The sequence below is a fragment of the Bacillota bacterium genome (assembly GCA_013178305.1).
Taxonomy (GTDB): Bacteria; Bacillota; Sulfobacillia; order JABLXB01; family JABLXB01; genus JABLXB01.
In genome coordinates this window covers 1113388-1136609 of record JABLXB010000001.1, presented here as the reverse complement: position 1 = coordinate 1136609, position 23222 = coordinate 1113388, and the positions used below count along the sequence as shown (strand labels likewise).

22 protein-coding genes, 5 tRNA genes and 1 other RNA gene are annotated in these 23222 nt (G+C 61.6%); 3 read left to right on the top strand and 25 right to left on the bottom strand.

Annotated features, from left to right (window positions below; translation table 11 throughout):
• Nucleotides 1-336: 336 nt before the first annotated feature.
• The 25 genes from HPY55_05365 to HPY55_05245 form a co-directional block, all read right to left on the bottom strand.
• Nucleotides 337-412: transfer RNA gene (locus HPY55_05365), tRNA-Glu, on the bottom strand.
• Nucleotides 413-574: 162 nt separating this feature from the next.
• Nucleotides 575-648, bottom strand: a tRNA-Gln gene (locus HPY55_05360).
• 145 nt (nucleotides 649-793) lie between these two features.
• Nucleotides 794-1339 (bottom strand): hypothetical protein, encoded by a 546-nt coding sequence (locus HPY55_05355; GenBank protein ID NPV70057.1) that lies wholly within the window; start codon nucleotides 1337-1339, stop codon nucleotides 794-796.
• 55 nt (nucleotides 1340-1394) lie between these two features.
• Nucleotides 1395-2684 (bottom strand): TRAP transporter large permease, encoded by a 1290-nt coding sequence (locus HPY55_05350; protein ID NPV70056.1) that lies wholly within the window; start codon nucleotides 2682-2684, stop codon nucleotides 1395-1397.
• Between the two features lie 7 nt (nucleotides 2685-2691).
• Complete coding sequence (locus tag HPY55_05345) at nucleotides 2692-3162, bottom strand: TRAP transporter small permease (protein NPV70055.1); 471 nt, start codon at nucleotides 3160-3162, stop codon at nucleotides 2692-2694.
• 94 nt (nucleotides 3163-3256) lie between these two features.
• A complete protein-coding gene (locus tag HPY55_05340; protein ID NPV70054.1) occupies nucleotides 3257-4336 on the bottom strand; it encodes a TRAP transporter substrate-binding protein in 1080 nt (359 codons plus the stop codon).
• A gap of 29 nt (nucleotides 4337-4365) precedes the next feature.
• Entirely contained in the window at nucleotides 4366-5661 is a 1296-nt protein-coding gene (locus HPY55_05335; GenBank protein NPV70053.1) for a dihydroorotase, read from the bottom strand.
• Between the two features lie 24 nt (nucleotides 5662-5685).
• On the bottom strand, nucleotides 5686-7140 hold the full coding sequence (locus tag HPY55_05330; protein NPV70052.1) for an amidohydrolase: 1455 nt from the start codon (nucleotides 7138-7140) through the stop codon (nucleotides 5686-5688).
• A gap of 24 nt (nucleotides 7141-7164) precedes the next feature.
• The gene (locus HPY55_05325; GenBank protein NPV70051.1) at nucleotides 7165-7947 is read right to left on the bottom strand and encodes a dihydroorotate dehydrogenase electron transfer subunit; all 783 of its coding nucleotides are present in this window, start codon (nucleotides 7945-7947) and stop codon (nucleotides 7165-7167) included.
• 13 nt (nucleotides 7948-7960) lie between these two features.
• Nucleotides 7961-8893, bottom strand: a complete 933-nt coding sequence (locus HPY55_05320) for a dihydroorotate dehydrogenase (GenBank protein ID NPV70050.1) — start codon at nucleotides 8891-8893, stop codon at nucleotides 7961-7963.
• A gap of 60 nt (nucleotides 8894-8953) precedes the next feature.
• On the bottom strand, nucleotides 8954-10567 hold the full coding sequence (locus HPY55_05315) for a glutamate--tRNA ligase (GenBank protein NPV70049.1): 1614 nt from the start codon (nucleotides 10565-10567) through the stop codon (nucleotides 8954-8956).
• 57 nt (nucleotides 10568-10624) lie between these two features.
• Nucleotides 10625-11548 carry a pyruvate ferredoxin oxidoreductase gene (locus tag HPY55_05310; protein ID NPV70048.1) on the bottom strand — a complete coding sequence of 308 codons (924 nt, stop codon included), beginning with the start codon at nucleotides 11546-11548 and terminating at the stop codon, nucleotides 10625-10627.
• 11 nt (nucleotides 11549-11559) lie between these two features.
• The gene (gene porA, locus HPY55_05305; protein NPV70047.1) at nucleotides 11560-12738 is read right to left on the bottom strand and encodes a pyruvate ferredoxin oxidoreductase; all 1179 of its coding nucleotides are present in this window, start codon (nucleotides 12736-12738) and stop codon (nucleotides 11560-11562) included.
• Nucleotides 12739-12759: 21 nt separating this feature from the next.
• Complete coding sequence (locus HPY55_05300; GenBank protein ID NPV70046.1) at nucleotides 12760-13056, bottom strand: 4Fe-4S binding protein; 297 nt, start codon at nucleotides 13054-13056, stop codon at nucleotides 12760-12762.
• Nucleotides 13053-13631: a pyruvate synthase gene (locus tag HPY55_05295; protein ID NPV70045.1), complete on the bottom strand. Its 579-nt coding sequence runs from the start codon at nucleotides 13629-13631 to the stop codon at nucleotides 13053-13055. The genes HPY55_05300 and HPY55_05295 overlap by 4 nt, the downstream gene beginning before the upstream one ends.
• A gap of 197 nt (nucleotides 13632-13828) precedes the next feature.
• Nucleotides 13829-14092, bottom strand: coding sequence for a pro-sigmaK processing inhibitor BofA (bofA, locus tag HPY55_05290; protein ID NPV70044.1), 264 nt, complete (start codon nucleotides 14090-14092; stop codon nucleotides 13829-13831).
• Between the two features lie 64 nt (nucleotides 14093-14156).
• Nucleotides 14157-14462 carry a DUF2508 family protein gene (locus tag HPY55_05285; GenBank protein ID NPV70043.1) on the bottom strand — a complete coding sequence of 102 codons (306 nt, stop codon included), beginning with the start codon at nucleotides 14460-14462 and terminating at the stop codon, nucleotides 14157-14159.
• A 96-nt stretch (nucleotides 14463-14558) separates the two neighbouring features.
• Nucleotides 14559-15155: a recombination protein RecR gene (gene recR, locus HPY55_05280; GenBank protein NPV70042.1), complete on the bottom strand. Its 597-nt coding sequence runs from the start codon at nucleotides 15153-15155 to the stop codon at nucleotides 14559-14561.
• A 12-nt stretch (nucleotides 15156-15167) separates the two neighbouring features.
• Entirely contained in the window at nucleotides 15168-15461 is a 294-nt protein-coding gene (locus tag HPY55_05275; protein NPV70041.1) for a YbaB/EbfC family nucleoid-associated protein, read from the bottom strand.
• A 91-nt stretch (nucleotides 15462-15552) separates the two neighbouring features.
• The gene (dnaX, locus tag HPY55_05270; protein ID NPV70040.1) at nucleotides 15553-17337 is read right to left on the bottom strand and encodes a DNA polymerase III subunit gamma/tau; all 1785 of its coding nucleotides are present in this window, start codon (nucleotides 17335-17337) and stop codon (nucleotides 15553-15555) included.
• Nucleotides 17338-17408: 71 nt separating this feature from the next.
• Nucleotides 17409-17675: signal recognition particle sRNA large type (ffs, locus tag HPY55_05265), an RNA gene on the bottom strand.
• 49 nt (nucleotides 17676-17724) lie between these two features.
• A tRNA-Ser gene (locus HPY55_05260) sits at nucleotides 17725-17818 on the bottom strand.
• Between the two features lie 17 nt (nucleotides 17819-17835).
• Nucleotides 17836-17928, bottom strand: a tRNA-Ser gene (locus tag HPY55_05255).
• Nucleotides 17882-18352 (bottom strand): nucleoside deaminase, encoded by a 471-nt coding sequence (locus HPY55_05250; GenBank protein NPV70039.1) that lies wholly within the window; start codon nucleotides 18350-18352, stop codon nucleotides 17882-17884. The genes HPY55_05255 and HPY55_05250 overlap by 47 nt, the downstream gene beginning before the upstream one ends.
• 97 nt (nucleotides 18353-18449) lie before the next feature.
• Nucleotides 18450-18528 (bottom strand) — tRNA-Arg (locus HPY55_05245).
• 413 nt (nucleotides 18529-18941) lie between these two features.
• Between HPY55_05245 and HPY55_05240 the strand changes: the two genes are divergently transcribed.
• Genes HPY55_05240 through HPY55_05230 form a run of 3 tightly spaced genes read left to right on the top strand, consistent with a single transcriptional unit; the run spans nucleotide 18942 to nucleotide 23215 of the window.
• Nucleotides 18942-20696 (top strand): spore germination protein, encoded by a 1755-nt coding sequence (locus tag HPY55_05240; protein ID NPV70038.1) that lies wholly within the window; start codon nucleotides 18942-18944, stop codon nucleotides 20694-20696.
• Nucleotides 20677-21852, top strand: a complete 1176-nt coding sequence (locus tag HPY55_05235) for a GerAB/ArcD/ProY family transporter (protein NPV70037.1) — start codon at nucleotides 20677-20679, stop codon at nucleotides 21850-21852. Before HPY55_05240 ends, HPY55_05235 begins: the two co-directional genes overlap by 20 nt.
• Nucleotides 21836-23215 carry a hypothetical protein gene (locus HPY55_05230; protein ID NPV70036.1) on the top strand — a complete coding sequence of 460 codons (1380 nt, stop codon included), beginning with the start codon at nucleotides 21836-21838 and terminating at the stop codon, nucleotides 23213-23215. Before HPY55_05235 ends, HPY55_05230 begins: the two co-directional genes overlap by 17 nt.
• Nucleotides 23216-23222: the final 7 nt, after the last annotated feature.

The window sequence follows — 23222 nt, the reverse complement described above, 5'->3', positions numbered from 1 at the left end:
ATTACCTTTACTTACCCTCATAGTGCCGCTCGGCCTTCCGCAGGCTCACCGCCTGCCTCCAGCTCCGCTCACCCCACTCGGGCCGCTTAGGCTCCTTCGCACACTGTTCAGTTTTCAAAGACCAAAACTTGCTCGGTTTATCCAGCCGCCATTCCAGCCTCTACCAGGCCAGACAGCAGTCACAAGTCGATATGTTAGCACCGCGTCAACATTGTGTCAAGCGCTTCTCAACATACATATTATGTCGGTTCCGCCCAGAGTATTACACTCATTTTCGGGCCTAAGGCGCCCAAAAAAACGCAGTGCCTCTCGCACTGTCGTTTTGGGGTCATTATTTGGTAGCCCCAAGGGGATTCGAACCCCTGTCGCCGCCGTGAGAGGGCGGTGTCCTAGGCCTCTAGACGATGGGGCCATGCTTTGCCGCTCTCCACAAACACGCCGCGCAAATCGCGGCAACGCCTATTATACAACGTGGTCCGGCGCCTGTAAACCCCTATCCGCCGTTACCAAACAGCGGTAGTACAGCCATTCCACCAGGTCCGTTGCCACCCGTATAAGATGCGCTTCAAAGAACTGGCTGGGGGAGGAGGATTCGAACCTCCGCAGACAGATCCAGAGTCTGTAGGCCTACCACTAGCCGATCCCCCAGCGTCTGCAGTCACCCGATCACGTTATCGGATACCAGCGAGAATTGATTATATCATTCCCCGCGAAGGACCGTCAATCAGTGGTCCGACGTTACATATTATCGAGATACTGCTCGCCGGCGCCGCGGGTCGCGCACGTCATCGCCTCAAACGCAGCCGCTCACCAGCGACAACAGCGCCATGCGGATGTATACGCCGTTCTCGGCCTGCCTGAAGTAGGCGGCCCCTTCGTAGTCGTCGACCTCAGTGGGCATCTCGTCCACGCGAGGTAGCGAATGGAGGATCGTTATGCCGGGTTTGGCCTTCTGCAGGAGCTTCCGATCCAGGACGTACGAGCCCTTCAGGGTCTCGTACTCCCCCGGGTCCTCGAAACGTTCCCTCATGATCCTCATGATGTAAACAACGTCGCTGGCCGGCAGGGCCGCCTCGGCATCCTCATACATGGCCATGAGGTAGGCCAGGGAGTGAGCCGGCCTGCCGTACTTCAGGTCGCCAAGGATCGTGATCGTCTGGCCCCCGAGGTAGCCGCGTTCCTTCCTGATGGTATAGACGTCGAGCAGAGCCTGCGTCGGGTGCTGCCCTGTGCCGTCCCCGCCGTTGATGACGGGCACTCTGGCGACATCCGCCGCTATCTGGGCCGAGCCCTTCTGCGGGTGGTGCATGACGATGATGTCCGAATAGGAATCGACCATCCTGATGGTATCTTCAAGGGTCTCGCCCTTGGCCCCTGCGGGCCGGAAGCGGGGGCTAGTGCAGGATATCAGGGTAGACCAGACCTGGCAGGTAAAGTGATGCCGCCGGCCAGTAGGTTATGACCATCAGGGCCACCAGCGTGACGGCCAGGAAAGCCCCCAGCGTGGGGACTATCTTCGTCATCGGCTCTTTGGTGACACCGGTCGCCACGAACAGGTTCAGACCAAAGGGCGGTGTGTACATTCCTACGGCCAGGTTGGCGGTCAACACGATGCCGAGATGGACAGGATTGATGCCCAACTTCATTGCGAGGGGGTACACCAGAGGCGCCAGGATCGTGACCGCGGCGGAGCCATCCATGAACATCCCCGCAATGAGGAACAGGATATTGACCGCGATCCAGAAAAGCGCCTTCGATGTCCCGGGTCCAAGCAACACGCCCGCAAGCTGCTGGGGAACCTCGTAAACGGTCAGCACCCAGCCGAAAACCGTGGCTCCGGCCACCAGGACCATGACTGAAGCGCAGGTCGTGGCGGATTGTAAAGTAACTTCGTACAGCTTCTTCAATGTCAATTCCTTATAAACGAACATGCCGACCAGAATGGCGTACACTGCGGAGACCCCTGCGGCCTCCGTAGGGGTGAACACGCCCGTGTAGATCCCCCCGAGGATGATAATGGGGACACCCAGAGACCACAACGCCTCCTTGCCGGTGCGCAGGATCTCCCCGAGGCTGAACTCCGAATCCGGTAGTCTCCTGGTCTTTACCGCATGGTAGTACGAGTACAGCAGCACGGCCCCTCCAAACAGCACCCCTGCGCCGAACCCGCCTATGAACAGTGCGCCAACTGAGACGCCTGTGACCGAACCATAGACGATCATGGTGATGCTGGGGGGGATGAGGATGGCAACCGCGCCGCTGACAGTAATCAGGCCGATTGCGAAACCCTTGTTGTACCCCTTCTCAACAAGCTCCGGGTACATCATGCCCCCTATTGCGGCAACCGTAGCGGGGCTGGACCCGGAGAGCGCGCCGAAGAACATGCAGCCAAGCTGGGTCGTGAGAGCAAGCCCGCCACGCATGAAACCTGCCAAAGCATTCGTGAAATTGACCAGTCGCTTGGCTATGCCTCCATGGCGCATCAGGTCCGCCGCGAAGATGAAAAAGGGCATCGCCATGAGGGCGAATTTATCTATGCCGCCAAACACGCACTGGGCCGCGACGATGGGCGAGATGTCGCTGAAGAGTATCAGCACTGCCAGTGGTGCAAAGGCCAGGCAGATGAATATCGGTACTCTGCCGACGAGCAGGGTGAACAGGATCGCCAGTAGAACGGTAATCATTGGCCTCTCACCTTTCTGCCAGCTTACTTACAAGGTCCTGTGCGAAACGCACTATCCCCAGAGTGAAGCCGATTGGCAGGCACAGGTAGATGATGTAGAACGGGACCTGCAAAGCCGGGGCCTTCTGCCCCACGTCAAACTGCTTGCCGATCAGCTGGATGCTGTAATACGCCATCAGCGCGCAGTACAGGATGCATATCGAATCAACGATCACCGTAAGGTACCTCTGCTGCTTCTTACTCATGTAGTAAGCAAAGAAGTCGATGGCCACATGAGAACCCTTACGCACGCATAATCCGATCCCGACGAAGGTGATCCAGATGATCGTGAACCGTATGAGCTCCTCCGACCATGGCAGGCCGGACTTGAACACATAGCGCAGGACCACATTCAGGAACATCAACATGGTCGAACCCAGGAGGCCCATGGCCACGAATACCTCTTCGACCTGTGCAACAGCCCTGTCTATCTTTTGCACCATCATCACCGCCCGTTTGACATCTCGCCGCACCGGGGGCCGGCCCGCCTGACACGTCGGGTGGCCCCCGGTGATCCTCGAGCCGCGTCGAGGGTTACTTCGAGTACTTTATGTTGGCGGCTTCCGCGGTCTTCATCAGCTTGTCGACCAGGTCCTTGCCGATACGCCCGGCGATGAACTCGACGACGGGCTTGCTGGCTTCACGGAATGCCTGCATCTCTTCGGGAGTGGGGGAGTAGACTTCCATACCCTTTTCCTTGAGCTGCTTCAAGTACCCCTCCTCGTTCTTCTTCAGGTCCTCCCACTCGATCTTGTCGGCGTAGGCCATTGCATCGCGGATGTTCTGCTGCAGATCCTTCGGAAGGGAATCGAACCACTTCTTGTTGCCGACCGTGACGTAAAGCATCGGGCCGTTGTTTGTGATGGTGACCGCCTTCTGAACCTCCCAGAGCTTCAACATGCTAAGTGTCTGCAGGGGGTTCTCCTGGCCGTCCACGACTCCCTGCTGCAACGCGTTGTACAGCTCGCCGTATTCGACGGGGGTGGGGTTCGCACCGAACGCCTTGTACGTCTCGATGAGGATTGGCGCCGGCATGACCCTGAACTTTTTGCCCTTCAGATCTTTGGGGCCGCGGTATGGAGCCTTGCCGGTCATGACCTTCAGGCCGCCGGTCTCGACGCCGATCTGCACCAGCCCCTTCGCCTCCAGGGCCTTGAATACCTCCTGCCCCACCGGGCCGGTGACGACCTCGAACATTGCATCGTTGTTTGCGAAGAGGAACGGGATGTCGAAGCCCTCAAGGGCCTGGGCGAAGTTGCCCCACACCGAGACGGGTTGCATGCTCATTTCCTGGGTCCCGGCCTGAACCTGCTCCGCCTGCTGACGCAACTGGCCAAGCTGCATGTTCGGGTATACGGTGACCTGGACTCTGCCTTTGCTCAGTTCCTCCACTTTTTGTTTGAAGGCCTCTGCGCAACGGTGTTGCGGGCTGTTGGTATCCTGGTTGTGACCGAACTTCACCTTGAAGACTTCCTGCTTCGGCTGCTCCGCCTTTGGCTGCCCTCCCGGCGCGGGGGCGGCCGGCTGCGACCCGCTACAACCAGCGAGTAGCGACACCACGAGTACACCTGCCACCACCAACGCGACAACCCTGGCCTTAACCGACTTCACCATCGATGACTCCCTCCTTGTCATGCTCTGTCCTACTGCCCGGCCGGGCAGAACACCTGTCCTCCATGCATCCTGACGCTCCCGCGGACTATCGTCATTTGCGGCCTGCCGGTTAGAGTAAACCCCTCAAACGGAGTGTTTCGGCCTTTTGAGAGGAACTCGGCCGGCTGGACCACCCACTCTTTGCCAGCGTTGAACACCGTTACATCGGCGGGCTTGCCGGGCTGTAGAGCGCCCGTTCCGGTTCTCAGGATATCTGCCGGGGCCAGGGTAAACTTGGCTATCATCTCTGGAATTGTAAGCGTTTTCTTCAGGACCAGGTACGTCACCGCAACTGCGAGGGCGGTTTCCAATCCCACAACGCCTTTCGGGGCAGCCTCCATACCCTGGGCCTTTTCCACCGGGGTGTGCGGGGCGTGGTCCGTGGCGATCGCGTCGATCGTCCCGTCGGCCAGGCCCTCGCAGATCGCGTCAACGTCGGCCCGCGTCCGCAAAGGGGGATACATTTTCGCGTTGCTGCCCGCGACCGCGACCCTTTCGTCGGTGAGGGAGAAGTTGTGCGGAGTGACATCGGCGGTCACGTGGATCCCGTGCCTCTTGGCCAGGCGGACGAGCTCGACCGACTCCTTCACGCTGACGTGGGTGATATGCAGGTGACAACCGGTTTCAGCAGCCAGCATGATGTCTCGCGCGACCATCACGGATTCGGCGGAGGAAGGCATGCCCCTGTAACCCAAACGGCGAGCCGTCTCACCGTCGTGCATGACCGCGCCCCGGCTGAGGTTCTTGTCTTCGCAGTGCGTCACCACGGGGAGGTCCAGTTCCCGCGCCTTGATCATTGCCTCCCGCATAACACGTGAATCCATGACCGTTTCCCCATCGTCGGTCAGGAAAACCGCCCCTGCGTCTCTCAGAGCAGCAAAGTCGGTTAATTCCACGCCTTTGCTCTGCTTCGTCACGGCTGCTGCCGGCAGTACGTTGACGCAGGCGCCGGGATGCCGGGCGACATAGTCGACCAGTTCCGGAGCATCACACACCGGCCGCGTATTGGGCATCGCGACCACTGTGGTGACGCCGCCCCGCGCGGCACTCATTGTCCCGGTACGAATGTCTTCCTTTTCCGTCAGGCCTGGGTCCCGCAGGTGGACATGCAGGTCTATGAACCCGGGGGCCACCACACGGTCGCTCACATTGACTGTTCCGGCTTCAGAATGGGATATGTCTGTCCCAATCCGCTCGATTACACCGCCTGATATAAGCACGTCGGCCACGCGATCCAGGCCACTTCTCGGGTCCACCACACGCCCGCCCTTGAGCAGGAGCTTCACCTGCGACACCCCCCGGCCGGCGCCTTACTTTCCCAGCCAGTGATTCCTGTAAAGTCGTTCCACTCCACGGTACTGCTTCGCAACCCGCGCCATCCAGAGATCCCTTTTCGCCGAAATTGAAGCGGCCACTTTCCCCGCCTCAGCGAGCACCGTCTCCTCGTCGACGGTAGTCATCTTCCCATCCCTCAAGACGAATCTTCCGGCGACCATCACCATCTCGACTCCCTGACCCGTCTCGCCATAAACCATCTGGTCCACAAGGCTTTCCAACGGCCGGTAGATGGTTTGATCGAGGTTGATTGCCACCAGGTCGGCGACCTTTCCGGCGGCGATTTCTCCAAGGCTTGCCTCCTGCCCGATTATGCGGGCGCCGCCGGCCACAGCCATTCTGAACACCTCGGCTGCGGTGGGCCATTCGCGATACTCCGGATCGAGAATCCGGGGAAGGATCGCGGCCATGCGCAGCGACTGCCAGACCGCCTGACTGCCGCCGCAGTTGGAGCCATCCGTACCCAGGGCAACATTGACCCCCGCGCGCCTGAGCCTCTGCAACGGCGCGATGCCACTCCCCAGCGTAAGGTTGCTGACCGGGTTGTGCACCACCGAAGCGCCGTACTCAGCGATGATCTCGATTTCGCTCTCGGCCAGCCACACCGAGTGCGCAAGGGAAGCGCGGGGTGACAGCACTCCAAGATCCCGGAGGTGTTCGACCACAGGTTTTCCGTAAAGATACCGGCCTATTTCGGCCTGTATCCGCGTCTCCAGAATGTGCGTATGGTATCCGACCCCGTATTTACGGCACAGTTCGGCCGCGCCCTCCAGAAGTCTGTCGCTGCAGCGCTGAGGCCCCGAAGGACCGACCATGACGCCCAGCACTCCACCGTACCCCTGCCACTTGCGAATGAGATCCTCACACTCAGCCAGGATCTCTTCCGCCGGGCGCGGTTTGGCCCGGCTGAACTCCTCGGCCTCGTCCGCGGTCAGATCGCCGTCGCGTACGGGCAGTCCCTGATCGTACCGCCGGTCGCTGATCATCGGCGCAACCGTGGCACGGACTCCCGTCGCGGCATAGGTAGCGAGCACCGTGTCGAGGCCGGCATATTCGCGTCCGAGATGATCCACGAAGGCCGTGGATCCGGTCCTGACAGATTCGATCACCTGCAGGAGTGCAGAGAGTCTCAATTCGTCCATCGAGAAATTCCCAACAAGCATCGCGTAAAACATCCACGGCTCCAGGGGCAGGCCGTGACCCATGCCCCTGACCAGGTTCGCATAGCAGTGAGTATGGGCGTTGATGAGCCCCGGAACCACGGCTTTGCCGGTCAAATCGATAACCTCAACCGGCTCTTCCCCGGGAATCGCGAGTCCCTTCCCGACGGCCTGGATCCGGCCGTCTTTCACCAGCACATCGGCCTGGAGAGGCGCGGCATAGTCACGCCCGCCTGTGACTACAAGCGCCCCCCTGAGGAGATACCCCATTTTTCCTCCCTCGCCGTGAGCAATCTAGTCAAGTACCTCTTCAATCCAGAAGACCGGGCCGTCCTTGCATACTTTCTTGTAAACCTTGTTTCCCGGCGTCCCGACGAGCCGCGCGCATCCCATGCACGCGGCGACCCCGCACGCCATCTGCTGCTCCAGGGAGACCTGAGCCCGGATCCCGGCCTCGCGCGCGATCTCCGCCGCCGCCCGAATCAGGCGCCTGGAGCCGCATACAAAGACCTGGCCTATGCCCTCGCTCTTGGCCTTGCTCGCCAGGAGGTCGGTTACAAGGCCCTGGTAACCGGCGTCTCCGTCATCGGTCGAGATTTCCACCTGGCATCCCAGCCGCTTGAGATCCTCCACGGCGAGAAGGAGATCTCGCGTTCGAGCACTTACGAACGCGAACACGCGGCGGCCTTCCCTCCTGGCAGCCTGCGCGACGCTGAATACGGACGCGACCCCCACGCCGCGACCAACCACGGCGATTGTCCGCGCCTCCGGGAGGAGGGTATAGCCGTGCCCCAGGGGACCCACGATGTCTACCGGTGAACCCTCGCGCACCTCGCTTAGCAGCTGGGTGCCACGTCCAACGACCCTGTACAGGATCTCCAGTTCTCCGTTTTCTGGGCGGGTAGCAAAGATGGAAAATGGGCGCCTCAACAGCGGCTCCAGGGTGGGAGCGCAACGGATCATGACAAACTGGCCGGCCTGGGCCTCACCGGTTATTTGTGGCGCCTCCAGGGTTAACCTGTAGTAACCCGGGCGTTCCGGACGATGCCCTCTGACTGCCGCCATCATCTGATGCACAGTCAACCCTCCGCTACTTGCCGAGTTCGATGACTACCTTCCCGACCAGGTCGTTAATGTCATCCACGTTGTTCTCGATGCAGTACTGCCTGAGCCCCTCGATCACCTGTAACGGGGCCATCGGGTTGACGAAATTGGCGGTTCCAATGGCCACCGCCCTGGCTCCCGCGAGAATGAACTCCACGGCATCCTCGGCCGTCATGATGCCACCCTGGCCGATGATGGGGATATTCACGACCTGCGCCACCTGCCAGACCATGCGGATCGCCACGGGGCGTATCGCCGGGCCGGACAGCCCTCCGGTTATGTTTCCAAGCCTGGGACGCCTGGTCCTGATGTCGATAGACATCCCGAGCAGGGTATTTATCACCGAAAGCGCATCAGCCCCCGCGTCCTCGGCGGCGCGCGCCGTCACCCGGATATCCGTCACGTTGGGGGAGAGCTTCGCGATAACGGGCAGGCTGGTCACCTTCCTGACGGCGGACACGAGTTCGAATATCATCCGGGGGTCGGTGCCAAACGCCATGCCGCCCTGTGACACGTTCGGGCACGAGATATTCAATTCCAATCCGGCTATGCCCTTGGCTTCACTCAAGCGTTGGGCGACACAGGCATACTCCTCGACCGAATGCCCGGCTACGTTGGCTATGACCGTCGCCCCATACTCCCTCAATTGCTGGAGCTCGTTGCAGATGAAACTATCGACTCCCGGGCCCTCCAGCCCGACCGCATTGAGCATCCCGGCGGGGGTCTCCACAACCCGCAAAGGGGGGTTGCCACGCCACGCCTCCCGGTAGAGGCCCTTGACCACCATGGCGCCGAGCAGGTCCGGGGGGTAAAAGTCCACATACGAAAGGCCGTAGCCGTAACAGCCGGAAGCGGTCATCACGGGGTTTTTCATTCGGATGCCACCGATGTTTACAGCAAGGTTTGGTTGAGATCCCATGTCTCCATCTCCCCGCCTCGCCGGGTTCCGCTAGGGGCGCCCCGTTCATTTATCCTGTAACTATACGGGCCGCGGGGCTCCTATTACTTCAACCGCCCTGTCGAGCCGCGCAAGGACTTTGTCGCGGCCAAGCAGCGCCATCACATCGAACAACCCGGGGCCGACAGTCCGGCCCGTCAGCGCAAGCCTGGTCGGATGGATGAGGTCGCCGCCGGATATGCCTTTCTCCGCGATGACCTCCCTGTATGCCGCCTCGGTCGTCTCCTTGCCGAAGTCGGCAGCGGCGATACGCGACAGCCGCTCCCTGGCTTCGGCCAGCAGCGACGCGACCCCCGGCTTCGTGAACAGCTTCTGGTAGCCCTTTTCGTCGTACTTGAAATCATCCTTGAAGAAGTACCCCATGGCTTCGGGTAGTTCGCTGAGCAACCTGACCCTCTCACGGACGGCCACGAGTACATCCTTTATCCTCGATACCTCGGCTGCTCCGACGCCGGAGCCAACGACACCCGCCTTCTGAAGGTACGGCAACGCGAGGCCGGCAAGCCTGTCCAGGTCGGCAACCCGCATGTACAGGCCGTTCATCCACGTAAGCTTGTTCACGTCGTAGATCGCCGGAGTCTTGGAGACGTCCTCCACCGAGAAGCGTTGCGCCATCTGCTCGAGCGAGAGGAGCTCCGACTCCTCTCCGGGGGTCCAGCCGAGAAACGCCAGGTAGTTGACGATCGCCTCGGGCAGATACCCGGCATCCCGGAACTCCTCGACCGACGTGGCGCCGTGGCGCTTGGAAAGCTTCGACCTGTCGGGGGCGAGTATCATCGGGACGTGCGCGAACTGCGGTATCGGGAAGCCAAGCGCCTGGTACATGAGTATCTGCTTGGGGGTGTTGGAGAGATGTTCGTCGGCCCTCATTACGAGTGAAATGTGCATCAACGCATCGTCTATCACGCAGGCGTAGTTGTAGGTCGGGAACCCATCCGACTTCATTATCACGAAGTCGCCGATGAGCGCGTTCTCAAACTCCACATCCCCGTGGGCGAGGTCGTGGACCACCGTGACGCCATCGTCGGGGACCCGCAGCCTGAGCGCAGGTCTTCGTCCCTCCGCCTCGAACTTCGCCCGCTGCTCGGGCGCAAGGTCCCTGCACCTGCCGTCGTAGCGCGGCGCACGGCCCGCCTTGCGGTCCTCCTCGCGCCGCCGCTCCAGTTCCTGCGGTGTGCAATAGCACTTGTACGCAGCGCCTTTCCCCAGCATTACTTCGGAATACGACCGGTAGAGATCTCGCCGCTGCGATTGGAAGTACGGGCCTACCGGGCCGCCCTTACCCGGGCCTTCGTCCCACGTTATACCCAGCCACGCCAGGCTCGTCTGGATCTGCGAGATCGAGTCTTCCTTGGTGCGCTCCGCATCGGTATCCTCAACGCGGAGTATGAAAGCACCATCGTTCTTGTGAGCATAGAGCCAGTTGAACAGCGCGGTACGGGCCCCTCCGATGTGCAGGTATCCAGTTGGGCTGGGTGCGAACCTCACCCTTGGCCCGTAAAACTTCGATGGGTCCACCGTCTCCGAGGAGACACAAGGCGGCACCTGGGATGCAGGATCGCTGGGTGAAGACACGGCGTTCACCTCTATTGATGAGACTTGGCTGTGCGCGGTCCGTGGATACCACCGCTGCATCGCCCTATAAAATAATCAGGAGGGGATGGATGACATCCCCTCCTAGGTTACCCGATTTCAGGCCTCGCCGCAACGCTTGAGCAGCGCCTCCCAGTTCCGGTCCACTTGCTCCTGCATCTCCTTGATTATGTGCTCGTTCTCCGGAGCGAACAGGTGCTTGAACCTGCCCTGGGGCTTGAGGAACTCCACCAGGGGCTTCTTCTCCCTGGGCTTGTATGTCAGCTTCCACTCGCCGTTGACAACTTCGAACAGCGGCCAGTAGCAGGTGTCCACCGCCAGCCTCGCCATCTCAATGCCGTCCTCGATGGGGTATCTCCACCCTCTATGGCACGGCGCGATGGCGTTGATGAACGCGGCGCCGCCGCAGTCCAGGGCCTTCTTCACCTTGGTGACCACGTCGTTCCAGTGGCTTGGCGAAACCTGCGCCACGTACGGGATGTTGTGCGCTGCCATGATAGCCGTCAAGTCCTTACGGTTCGCGGGCTTGCCGGGTACTTTCTCGCCGGCGGGGCTGGTTGTGGTGTCGGCACCCCTCGGCGTGGCGCTCGACCTCTGGATACCCGTATTCATGTAAGCGCCGTTGTCGTAGCAGACATACAGCATGTGATGCCCGCGCTCCATCGCGCCGGACAGGGACTGCAGGCCGATGTCGTACGTGCCACCGTCGCCGCCGAACGTTATGAAGCGGAACTCGTCCTTGATCTTCCCCTGGCGCTTCAGCGACTTGTATGCCGCCTCGACGCCGCTGGCAGTCGCAGCCGCATTCTCGAACGCGTTGTGTATCCACGAGCACCTCCAGGCCGTCTGGGGAAAGATCGTGGTTGACACCTCGAGACATCCCGTCGCGTTGCCTATTACGACGGGTGTGTCGACGGCCATCAGCACCTGACGGACCAGAGTTGGCGCCGTGCAACCGGCGCACAGGCGGTGGCCAGGAGAGAGTATCCCGGGCTTCTTTACAAGCTCCTTGAGAGTTGCCATCGTGTCACCTCCTATTCCCTGACCCCGAGGTAGTTAAGGATGCTGTCGCACCTGCCGGTCTTCTTGATCTCCAGCAAGTCGTCGTATACCTTCGTCACGTCGGCCGGGCCGATGTCACGCCCGCCGAGGCCATAGATATAGCTGAGGATCTTCGGACCCGGCGTGTCGTACATAGCGGAACGGATCTCGTTGAACAGAGGGCCGCCGTATGCGTTGAACGAATCGGCCCTGTCCATGACCGCTACGACCTTGAGCCCCCTGAGCGTTTCGGCGAGTTCCTTCGCAGGGAACGGCCTGAACACCCTGGGCTTGAGGAGACCGACCTTGGAGCCGGCCTGGCGGAGTTCGTCCACGACCATTTTCGCGGTGCCGGCGGTCGAATTGAGGGCGACCACCGCAACCTCGGCGTCGTCGAGCATGTACTTCTCGAAGTAACCGTACTCGCGACCGGTCAGCTTCTTGAACTCCTCCGCGACCTGGAGGATTACCTTGCCCGCGTTCTTCATGGCCTCGGACTGCGACCGCTTGTGCTCGAAATAGTAGTCCTGGAGGTCGAGTGCCCCGAACGTCACGGGTTTCGCGGGATTGAGCAGCGAAAACCTCGGCTTGTACTCACCGACGAACCTCTTCACGGTTTCATCGTCGAGGATTTCGGCATTCTCGAGGCCGTGGCTGGTGATGAACCCATCCTGGCAGACCATTACCGGCAGCTGAAGGTCCGGGTGCTCCGCGATCCGGACTGCCTGTATCAGGTTGTCGTAGGCCTCCTGGACGCTCTCAGAGTATAGCTGAATCCAGCCGGAATCCCTGGCGCCCATGGTGTCGCCGTGGTCGCAGTGGATGTTGATCGGGCCGGAGAGCGCCCTGTTGACAACCGGCATCACGATCGGAAGCCGGCTCGACGCCGCGATGTAGACAACTTCCCACATCAGAGCCAGGCCCTGCGAGGAGGTGGCCGTCATCGCGCGAGCACCGCCCGCGGCCGCGCCGACAGTGGCGCTCATCGCGCTGTGCTCGCTCTCAACTGTGACGAACTCGGTTTTTACCTTGCCGTCAGCCACGTAGTTCGAAAAGTATTGGACGATGTCGGTCTGGGGCGTAATGGGATACGCCGCGACGACATCGGGCTCTATCTGCTTCATGGCCAGGGCAACGGCCTCGTTGCCCGTAAGGGCTTTCTTTTCCGCCATACGTACTCCCCCTCCCTCCGGTTACTCGCCTTCAGGAACCATCGTGATGGCCTTGACCTTCGGCGGGCACTCGCGAGCGCAGATCCCGCAGCCCTTGCAGTGCTTGTAGTCGATGCCAACGACCTTGCCGTCCTCGACGATTATCGACGAATCGGGGCAGAATACCCAGCAAAACAGGCAGTTGATGCACTTCTGCTTGTCATGGATGGGCCTTGAGCTCCGCCATTCGCCGGTCTCCAGATTCTCGGCGTTTCCGGGTTCCAGAATCAGTCCGCCGGCGGGCAGGTCCTTCCATCCAGGAAGATTCTCTGTGCTCACTCTGCCTTCACCTCCTGCCTGGCGCGCTCGATCGCCTTGATGTTTCCCTCAACCACTTTTGTGTTGCCGCGGAACTTGTGCTCCATCTGGGCCCTGGTGACCTCGATGAACTTGTCGAAGTCGAGGAGTTTGGCTATCGCCATCACCGCGCCCATCATGGGCGTGTTTGGGATGTCCTTGCCCAGCTCCTCCATGGCGATCCTCGACGCGTCGACCGTGTAAACCTTGCCCCCCTGGACGCCCACCTTGGCTCTGACTTCCGAGGGGCTCTTCGGGGTGTTGACCAGCAGAACGCCATGGGGTGGGAACCCTTCGCCGATGTTAACCTTTCCGATGAGAGTTGGGTCCAGGACCACGACGATGTCCGGACTCTCCACTCGCCCGTGGACTCTGATGGGCTTGTTACTCAACCTGTTGAAGGCGAGTATGGGTGCACCCATCCGCTCAGGTCCGTACTCGGGAAATCCCTGGATGTACTGCCCGGCAGCCTCCGCCGCTTCCGCGAGGAGAATGGCGGCGGTCTTCGCCCCTTGTCCTCCGCGGGCATGCCAACGGATTTCGACGAGTCCTTCCATATACTTACCTCCTTCCTGATGATAACAACGAAAACGCAGCCACAAGGGGCTGCTTGTTAAGGATTTGACCCTCGTTGATTCCTGTCTAATCTCAGAGCGGCTGGCCTTATGGACAGGCCCTCGCTCCTAATCTAACACCAGCCTCTCAGAGGCGTCAACCACAACCTTTGGAAATGTTCACAAACGCAAGGCGGTCTTCAGGTAAGTATCCGTTGTAGCGCGTAGACGAGCAGTATACCAGGCACTCCGAGGTAGCCCGAGAGAAAGGCGGCGACCGGGTTCAGCGGAAGGTGAAGCCCCACCAGTGCGCCGATCACGTTGATCCCCCACAATACGAGTCCCCCGACGATCGCGTAGTAAACGACGTAGAAGGCAAACTTCAGGGGCGTGAACAGGACCTTCACCGCCATGAAGACGACGGCTACCGCAACGGCGTACGCCGCGAGCTGGTAGTAATCCATGGGAAACCCTCCAGGTGCCCGCGCAGGACGGGGCTACCTGAACAATATGCGGGTTATGGCGGGGCTAGTACACCCGGCTGGAAGGATCGCACCCTTGCCTGAGGCGGTGAAGAAGATAAATGTACCGCTTCCTGCTCGCCTCGATCGTGTAGATGGCATGATCGACGAGATCGGGGTCGTTCACCAGGTTGAAGCACTGCTCGGCCGAGCGCCAGTCCTCGAGCGCTTTTACCGTAGCGTCGGCGAGGGTCGGCCCCTGCGAGGTCTTGACCGTGGTGTCGGTGAACATGGACCTGGAGACAATATCTACGAAACGCGACAGGAATTCGCCCATTCGTCCTCGTCCCTTCTCCAGGACCCCTTCCTTCATTGATATGGGGATCTTCCTGGAAGGATTCGAGGAAATTATGCCCAGGAGCGGCGGTTTTCATCCGCGCAGTCTCGTGGGTCGGGGGACCGGGGGAGGTTAGAGTTCGCGCCTGCCCTCGAGGGCGCGCGACAGGGTGACCTCGTCGGCGTATTCAAGGTCCCCGCCGACCGGGACACCGTAGGCGATCCGCGTGACCTTGACCCCGGCAGGCTTGAGGATGCGGGCAAGGTAGAGCGAGGTGGCTTCGCCCTCGACGTTGGGGTTCAGCGCCAGGATTATCTCGGTCACCTTCTGCTCGCGAACGCGCTGGAGCAGGCTTTCTATCCGCAAATCGGCCGGCCCAACCCCGTTCGCGGGCGATATGACGCCGTGGAGAACGTGATAGCGGCCCTTGAACTCGCCTGTCCGCTCCATGGCGACGACGTCGCGCGGTTGCTCGACCACGCAGAGGACGGAGGCATCGCGCGAATCCGACGAGCATATCCTGCAGGGGTCGGCTTCCGTCAGGTTTCCGCACACGGAGCAGTATCTTATCTTGCTCCTCAGTTCGACTAGGGCCCGCGCGAGCGCCTCCACTTCTTCCTTCGGCGCCTTGACCAGGTGGTAGGCGAGACGTTGCGCCGTCTTCGGCCCGACGCCGGGCAGCCTGGTGAGCTCTTCCACGAGACGTTGAATGGGTTCGGCGTACAGCATCCCTGTCTCCGCCTACATCAGCCCGGGCAGGCCGAGCCCGCCGGTGATTTTGGCCATCTCGGAGGCGGCCAGTTCCCGCGATTTGCGGAGGGCCTCGTTCACCGCGGCCAGCACGAGGTCCTGCAGCATCTCCACGTCGTCAGGGTCGACCGCCTCGGGTTTGATCTCTATCGACTTTACCTCCTGCGCGCCGGTGGCGACGACCTTCACCATTCCGCCCCCCGACGCCGCTTCAACGATGCTGTTAGCCAGTTCTTCCTGGACCTTCTTCATGTCCGATTGCATCTTCTGGGCTTGCTTCATCATCCGGTTGATGTCGAACCCGAATCCCTTGTTCACGAATTACCCCTCCAGAAAGCAGGCGTCGTGCCGGTTTTGACGGCCCTCGGACCGGCGATCACGTCAGGTCGTCCACTATCCGGCCTCCAAACATCTCAAGGACCTGGGCGATCTCGGGATCGTCATGGCCGTCGCCGGCCTGTTCGCCGGGCGTGACCGCACCCACCGCGGCAGCCTTGAGGGTCGTTTCGGAGTTCTCGTTACCGCCGTCGCCCCGTAATGGTGGGTTAGCCTCCGGCAGCGGGGTCGCGACCTCTTCCGGTCCCTGCTTGCCGCCGGGCTGGGCGCCACGCGCCGCATCATGGCGGGCGTCCTGTTGAATGCCTTGCTGAACCGTGCACCTCACGCGGATGTCCTGCCCGGTAAGCGACTTCAGCGCGGCCTCCAGCACCCGCAGATTGGCCGCTGCCTCCATCTGTGTCTTGTGGAACTGTGCATCCGGCCGGAAGGCCAGTATCAATACGCCATCCTTGAAACCCACTGGCGCGGCGGGCTCTAGTAAGGCGACGATCTTCGCTTTCTTCTCCCGCCTGAGATACGCCATCAAAGGCCTCCAGACGGATGACACGTCGGCGGTCGCCTGGTCAGGGGCCGTTTCCGCGGACAAGGACGCGACCTGTTCTCGTGCTGCCCGTTCGGGCGCTGCCCCGGGCGCCGGCTGTGTGGGAGATACCACGGGCCCCATCTGTGCTGCTACCGGGGCCGGCGCCGCCGGTGCCTGCGCGGACGACTGGGCGGATGGGTGGCTTGGCGCCTTGCCCGCCCCCGCGATCCGCAGAAGCCCCACCTCCAGGCCAACCCTCGGATTTGCCGAGTACCTCATTTGAGACTCCACTTCGCCCAGCGCCCTGACTATCCGCAGCACCTCTTCTTCCGGATACCCCGAAGCGATGGTGTTCATACTCCGGATCGTCTCGGGGTCCTGATCGACGAGGTTGCCGGGGTCCCTGCACACCTTCAGCACGAGGAGGTCCCTGTATACCTGGCAGATGTCCCTGGCCAGCTGGCGGAAATCCTTGCCCGCGGCCCCCATGGCGTCGAGCCCGCCGAGTATCGCGGTCAGGTCCCCATCCTTGACAGCCCTCACGAGCTCGAGCAGCCCCTCCGGTCCGGCATCCCCCAGGATAGTGCGCACGTGTTCGACACTTATCTCGCTCCCGGCGTAGGCCGCACACTGCTCCAGGAGGCCCAGCGCATCTCTAAGCGAACCCTCGGAAGCCTTCGCGATCAGCCGGAGGGCGTCACCGCTGACCTCCAGACCGGCGTTCCGCGCGAGGTTCTCCAGCCTCTCGGCGACCTGCTTCGATGATATGCGGTGGAAGCCGAACCTCTGGCACCGCGACAGCACCGTAGCGGGAAGGCGGTGGGGTTCCGTAGTCGCGAGAATGAATATGGCGTGAGGCGGCGGCTCCTCGAGCGTCTTGAGGAGCGCGTTGAACGCCTCGGGGGTGAGCATGTGGACCTCGTCGATTATGTACACCTTGTATCTGAGGCTGGCGGGGCAGAAACGCACCCCGCTCCGCAGGTCGCGGATCTCATCGATACCGCGGTTGGAGGCGGCGTCGATCTCGAGGACGTCGGTAGCCGACCCGTCCAGTATGGTGGTGCAGGACGTGCACCGGTTACACGGCTCTTGCGCGGGACCATCGAGACAGTTGACCGCCCTGGCCAGGATCTTGGCCACGGATGTCTTGCCCGTCCCACGCGGACCGGCAAACAAATAGGCGTGCCCGATCTTGCCAGACCTGAGCGCGTTCTGCAGGGTTACGGTAACGTGGGCCTGGCCGATGACGTCCGAGAAGGTCTGGGGGCGCCACTGCCTGTAAAGCGCCGTGTAAGGCATATCTCTCACCCAGGGTATGATTCTTGCCCGTGGGGGTGTATCCTGCCCGCGGGCCGCGCCAAAATCAAATGCCGTGCACCGGCCTCCGACTCTCCCCTCCGGGCGTTACACGCGTGGCCATGCTCCGGCCAGGTTGACTGCGGCACACCGGCTTGGCCGCTTACCGTTGCTCCCTTCCGGGCCTGGCGGGGTTCACGGGTTCCGGTTGCGCAGGACCAAGCCATCGACGCCGCCTTCGCGCGGCAGACCCCACAGGGGAAAAGCCTCGGGCGCGGAGTTCGACCCCGCTATAGCGGATTGCGGGTTACAGGGCACCGCTACCTCCCCATCTAGCACGGCAAGGCTTTCCGTTCAAAAAACTCCGGGCTGTGGCCCGGAGCAATCATCTGGCGGAGAGAGTGGGATTTGAACCCACGAGACAGGTTTAAGCCCATCTACACGCTCTCCAGGCGTGCCCCTTAAGCCGCTCGGGCATCTCTCCGCAACTACGGCTCAAAATGGCGGAGGGGGTGGGATTCGAACCCACGAGGCAGGGTTTAGCCGCCTACTCGCTTTCGAGGCGAGCTCGTTCGACCTCTCCGACACCCCTCCGCAATCTCAGGAAAAACTCCTTCAATATCGCCTGGCAGTCTCCGGCCAGGATCCCTTCAATTATGTTCACGCGGTGATTGAGCCGCGCATCCTGGACTATGTTCATTACCGAGCCGCACGCGCCCGCCTTGGGGTCCCTCGTCCCGAACACCAGCGCCGGGATCCGCGCCAGCACGATCGCGCCGGCGCACATCGCGCACGGTTCCACCGTGACGTACATCGTGCAGCCTTCGAGCCTCCACGCCCCCAGCGCGCGGCTCACTTCGCGTATCGCGACCATCTCGGCGTGAGCCGTGGGGTCGTTGGCCGTCTCCCTGAGGTTGTGGCCCCGCCCGACAATGCGTCCGTCTCTCACGACGACGGCGCCTACCGGGATCTCGCCCATCGCGGCGGCCTTCCTTGCCTCCGAGAGCGCCTCGGCCATGTATGACTCATGAACCTGCTGCTCGTCAGCCTGCTGCACTTCGGCCTTCTTGCGCGGGACTTGCCCGGGCTTCGAGAAGCCCGTCCCGCCGTAAAAATGGTGCGCCCGGGAGGACTCGAACCTCCGGCTGACGAGGATTAGGAATCCTCCGCTCTGTCCACCTGAGCTACGGGCGCACGTCGTGTCCGAGACCGGGGAATGCTCAATACAGCACGCCGCCGTTTTTCGGCAATAAGTAGATTACCACATAAACAGGGGCATTTCAAGGACGGGCGGGCATTGTCGGCGACGGCGCGGAGCAGCGGCGGAGGTGGCTGCCGTCGCCCGCACCTACAACAAGCACTCCCGCAGGTGAACTCCAGACGGACCAGCGCGAAGTAGGACAGGTCACCCGCGGGAATTTCGACATCGAAGGGAGCCCGCCATAGTGACACACCACCCGCTGACTTCCAGACGACGGCCCAAGTTGATCAGGCACCTCGTGGGAGATCTCGCGCAGGTCGCCGCAGTATTCGCGAATAGCGCGAATTAGCAGTGGTAAGCTGACAGCAATGTTCTCGTTACAGGCGGCTAGAGGTGGACGGCATCCTTGACACAGAAACAGCGCACCCTGGTCAAAAGGGTCATCGACTGGCTGAACGAGGAGGGGCTTCCCGAGTTCTCGCTCGACCCGGAGTATCCCGGGCCAGGGCCTTCCGGTGCCGGCTCGGGCCGGGTGGCGTCACGCGGCGGTAAGGGGCTCATTCGCCGGCTGGCATCCGCGTTGCGAAGACGGAAACGGGGCGAGGTGCGCAGGGGTCTGCCGAGCGCGGCACCCAGGCTCACCGGCAGTCTCGAGGAAAACCTCAGGCGGATCCGCACCACGTTCCACCTTCCGGAGAGCTCGGACATTCTTCTTAAGGAGGTCGAGATTCCGTTGAGGAAGCCTCGCCGCGTGGCAGTCCTGTTTGTCAACGCGATGATCGACAAGCGGGTTCTCGATGCCGACCTGCTCGGCCCCCTCCTCAGCCCGGACCCGGCACGCGTAATCCAGGTCGAGAACGCGCTGGTTGAAGGGAAACTCGAGAGGCTTTTCCCCCAGGTCTCAGTCGATCTCAAGGATTCTCTGGATAGCATCGCCTGGGAGATTATGTCCGGGAAGATCGCAGTCATCGTGGACGGGTTCAGTGTTGCAGTGCTCGCGGACGCGGCCGGGTGGCGTCACCGCGATGTCAACCAGCCGGTGAACGAGAGGGTCGTCCGCGGGCCGCACCAGGCGTTCGTCGAGCCACTGAAAATCAACGTTACCCTGGTTAGAAGGATAATCCGCAGCCCCGACCTGGTGGTCGAGCTGACCGAGGTCGGGAGTCTATCACGGACCGAGGTCGCCGTCGTGTATATCGCGGGAGTGACAAACCCGCGGCTCGTCGACGAAGTCAAGAAACGCCTGAATGCGATCCGGCTGGACTACGTGTCCACGGACGGAGAGCTCGAGCAGCTACTCGACGAGCGCACGGGCTCGGTAATCCCTTCAACGATGATTACGGAGAGGCCGGACAGGTTCGCCGCGCACATTGCTGAAGGGTATGTAGGGGTATTCACCGACAACGCGCCAGCAGGCATTATTATTCCCAGCACTGCGGCAGACCTGCTGCAAAACCCCGAGGATTTCTACACGAGATGGCCGTATGGAACCTTCCTGAGGCTGCTCCGGTTTCTGGGGTTCTTGATTGCTATGTTCGCCCCCGCCGTGTACGTTGCTACGATAAACTACCACCAGGAGATGGTCCCCACGAATCTGCTCTTCTCAATCGGGGCGACAAGAGAGGCGGTACCTCTGCCGTCGATCCTCAATGTATGGATCACCCTCCTGGCGTTCGACCTCATCCAGGAGGCGGGGATCCGCGTCCCTGCCCCTATCGGCCCCACCATAGGCATTGTCGGCGCGCTGCTCATCGGGGAGGCCGCGGTGCGGGCTTCCCTTCTCACCCCCGCGGAGGTCATCCTCATCGCGGTTACGGCGGTTTCCTCGTATACAATCTCCAGCCCACAGCTCGCCATTATGGTGAGGGTCTCGAAATATCTCTTCCTGGCAGCTTCCGCATTGTGGGGATTGCTCGGGGTCGGGTTAGTAGGATTCGGTATACTCGTCTACCTGTGTTCGATCCGGAATTTCGGAGTGCCATTCATGATTCCGTTCGCGCCCAGGGTAAAGGGGGCCCCCGACGTGACAATCAGGGGGCCGCTCTGGAAGATGGAACGTAGGCCCGTGTACCTGCGACCCCTGGAGCCGCGCATTGCCCCACCGGTCACCCGGCGCTGGATGAAAAGGCGGGACAATCCCAATGACGACCCGGGCAGGTAGGATGCCGGAGCGGCCGCCGGGGCACCCGGGGACGCGCCTCTCTTACAGGGAGGCGACGGCGCTCCTGACTATCTACATCGGCTCGAAAGCGTTTACATCGTGCCCCTCTCAGCTTATCTACCTGGTCGGGACGTCGGCGTGGATTACCGCGATAATCGCTTACGTGCCGGCCGTACTCGGGATGCTGGCCAACTACCATTTCGCCGTGAGGTTCGGCGGCCTATCCTATCAACGGTGCGTGGAGGCAACCGTCGGTAAGGCAGCCGGAAAACTCCTCGGGCTGGTCTTCTTTCTCATCCTCCTGGGGATGAACGCGATAAGCCTTCGTGAATTCGCGGGCGCGTATAAGACGAGCATCCTGCCTATGACCCCCCTGCCGGTGCTAGGCTGGCTGGGCGCCTTCACCGCCGTGTGGGGATCGATGTTCGGCATCGAGGCCATCGGCCGCGCCGCCTCGATGATGTTCGCGCCCCTTGCCCTCCTCTCGCTCACAATCCTGTTGTCCGCGCTGCTCCTGGAATTCAGCGTGGCCGAGGTGTTCCCACTCTGGGGCACCGGGGCGAGTCACACCATCTGGGGAAGCGCGCCTTGCTCCTCGCTGTACGCCGAGGGTTTCGCCGTCGGCCTTCTCGTCCCCTACTTGAGATCCGCGGAGACGACGGGGCGCAGGCTGTGTACGGTCTCTTTGCTGATTTCCGCCGGCTACATCGCTGCCGCGGTGTTTTTCACCGAGGTCTTATTCACCGCCCCGGTTGGCGCCCAGATGCTCTACCCCATGCTCCAGCTGGCCAGTGCGATACAGCTGGGTGCATTCTTCGAAAGGATCGAGTCGTTGTTCGTTTTCGCATGGATCTTCTTCGCGTCAGTCAAGGTTGCGCTCGGCAACCTGCTCGCGTCGGTTCTCCTGACCGACATCCTGGGTGTGCGGCGGTGGTCGTTTATAATATGGCCTGTTGCCATCCTCACCTATTTTGGCGCGTTCGCCCCCGACACGCTCGTTGACGTATTCATTCTACAGATTACACTGTTCAGATCGGTTGGATGGATCGTCGCGTGGGTTTTTCCGGCGCTTCTCCTGGCGATTGCCGCGACCAGGCGCTTACCTGGCCGGGAACGCCGTGATCGGGAGCCGGCCGGGGGTGACGGCGCTGAATAAGTTCCGGGGATTGGCCCTCTCACTACTGCTCATGGTCACCGTGATCGCACTCACGGGTTGCTGGGGACGTCGTGAGCTCGAGGAAATCGCCTCTCTCGCCCTGCTCGGAATCGATGCGGTGAGGGGTGAATCCGGCGAGCCCCTCCCCCCAGGGCAGGCGGGCATCGAAGTCACTATGGGTATAACGATCCCCCGCACCTCTCCCGGCCCCCAGGGACAACCGGGTGGCGGCGGCGGAGGGGCGCCCGGCGTCAGCTTTCTCGTGATAAACACGACGGCCTCCAACGTGACCTTGGCGACGGAGGCAGCTGAGCAATCGTTGGACAGGGACCTCAGGGGCACCCACCTCCAATCCCTCATTGTTGGCGAAGACCTGGCCAGGCTCGGGCTCAGCGAGGTCCTCGACTCAATGATGCGCCACAGGAATCTGCGTCACACGGTCCCGGTTCTCGTGGCGGATGGGACCGCCCGAGACGTCCTATCGAACTTGAGCCCCTCGATCGAGGCGGCTCCCTGGGTGTTCATCCGCAAGTTCATTGAACTCAACATCAACAGGCGGATTACAGATCAGCTGCACATCCACGACTTGCTGACCACCAGCGCCTCCAAGTCGAAGGATGCGGTGTTGGGGATAGTCCGTACCTGGGAGGAAATCAACCCTGGGGCCAGCGCGACCACCGGCAAGGCCGGCGGTCCGCACATCAGCGTGGCAGCGGTGGGCGGCGCGGTGATGAAGGACTCGACAATGGTGGGCAGACTCGACGTCACCGAGGCGATTCACGCGCTGATGCTCCGCGGAGGCCTGTTAAAGGGCTTCGTGGGGTACCCAGTCACGCCGCAAGCGGGAGCCGGAGCCGCCCAGGCCCAGCCCGGCGGCGACAGCGCTCCCGGCGGCACCGGCCCGGGGCAGGGCCGGGGCCCCACAATGGGGACTCAACAAATCGCCGCAGTTGAATGGGGGACCTCACGCTCAAAGCGCAGGGTCCTCATTACGCCCCAGACCACCCCCTCGGGCTATCCGAGGGCCCACATCGAGGTGTCCGTGGAACTTGAGGGGACTCTCATCGAGCTGCCCGGCAATATCGACATATCGAAGCCCGAGGGGCTCGCGAACCTTCAGGAACAGGTCGCCCGAGGCGTGCAGTCCCATATCGAAAACCTCATCAGGCGCGCGCAGACGGAGTTCCAGGGCGCCGATATCTTCTTCTTCGGCGACTTGGTAAGGTATAGGTTCATGACGTGGGCCGAATGGGCGTCCTACGAGTGGCCTGAGCGCTTCAGGGAAGCCACATTCGAAGTCAAAGTCACGGCTCACCTCAGGCGGCCCGGATTGATCATGAGAGACGTCTGGATGTTCGAGTAGATTGTTG

What these genes read in the sequence shown, in the direction of transcription:
- HPY55_05355 (NPV70057.1), bottom strand. Translation starts at nt 1,339, where the DNA reads ATGGTCGATTCCTATTCGGACATCATCGTCATGCACCACCCGCAGAAG.
- HPY55_05350 (NPV70056.1), bottom strand. Translation starts at nt 2,684, where the DNA reads ATGATTACCGTTCTACTGGCGATCCTGTTCACCCTGCTCGTCGGCAGA.
- HPY55_05340 (NPV70054.1), bottom strand. Translation starts at nt 4,336, where the DNA reads ATGGTGAAGTCGGTTAAGGCCAGGGTTGTCGCGTTGGTGGTGGCAGGT.
- HPY55_05330 (NPV70052.1), bottom strand. Translation starts at nt 7,140, where the DNA reads ATGGGGTATCTCCTCAGGGGGGCGCTTGTAGTCACAGGCGGGCGTGAC.
- HPY55_05320 (NPV70050.1), bottom strand. Translation starts at nt 8,893, where the DNA reads ATGGGATCTCAACCAAACCTTGCTGTAAACATCGGTGGCATCCGAATG.
- HPY55_05315 (NPV70049.1), bottom strand. Translation starts at nt 10,567, where the DNA reads ATGCAGCGGTGGTATCCACGGACCGCGCACAGCCAAGTCTCATCAATA.
- HPY55_05310 (NPV70048.1), bottom strand. Translation starts at nt 11,548, where the DNA reads ATGGCAACTCTCAAGGAGCTTGTAAAGAAGCCCGGGATACTCTCTCCT.
- porA (NPV70047.1), bottom strand. Translation starts at nt 12,738, where the DNA reads ATGGCGGAAAAGAAAGCCCTTACGGGCAACGAGGCCGTTGCCCTGGCC.
- HPY55_05295 (NPV70045.1), bottom strand. Translation starts at nt 13,631, where the DNA reads ATGGAAGGACTCGTCGAAATCCGTTGGCATGCCCGCGGAGGACAAGGG.
- bofA (NPV70044.1), bottom strand. Translation starts at nt 14,092, where the DNA reads ATGGATTACTACCAGCTCGCGGCGTACGCCGTTGCGGTAGCCGTCGTC.
- HPY55_05285 (NPV70043.1), bottom strand. Translation starts at nt 14,462, where the DNA reads ATGAAGGAAGGGGTCCTGGAGAAGGGACGAGGACGAATGGGCGAATTC.
- recR (NPV70042.1), bottom strand. Translation starts at nt 15,155, where the DNA reads ATGCTGTACGCCGAACCCATTCAACGTCTCGTGGAAGAGCTCACCAGG.
- HPY55_05275 (NPV70041.1), bottom strand. Translation starts at nt 15,461, where the DNA reads ATGATGAAGCAAGCCCAGAAGATGCAATCGGACATGAAGAAGGTCCAG.
- dnaX (NPV70040.1), bottom strand. Translation starts at nt 17,337, where the DNA reads ATGCCTTACACGGCGCTTTACAGGCAGTGGCGCCCCCAGACCTTCTCG.
- HPY55_05250 (NPV70039.1), bottom strand. Translation starts at nt 18,352, where the DNA reads ATGGCCGAGGCGCTCTCGGAGGCAAGGAAGGCCGCCGCGATGGGCGAG.
- HPY55_05235 (NPV70037.1), top strand. Translation starts at nt 20,677, where the DNA reads ATGACGACCCGGGCAGGTAGGATGCCGGAGCGGCCGCCGGGGCACCCG.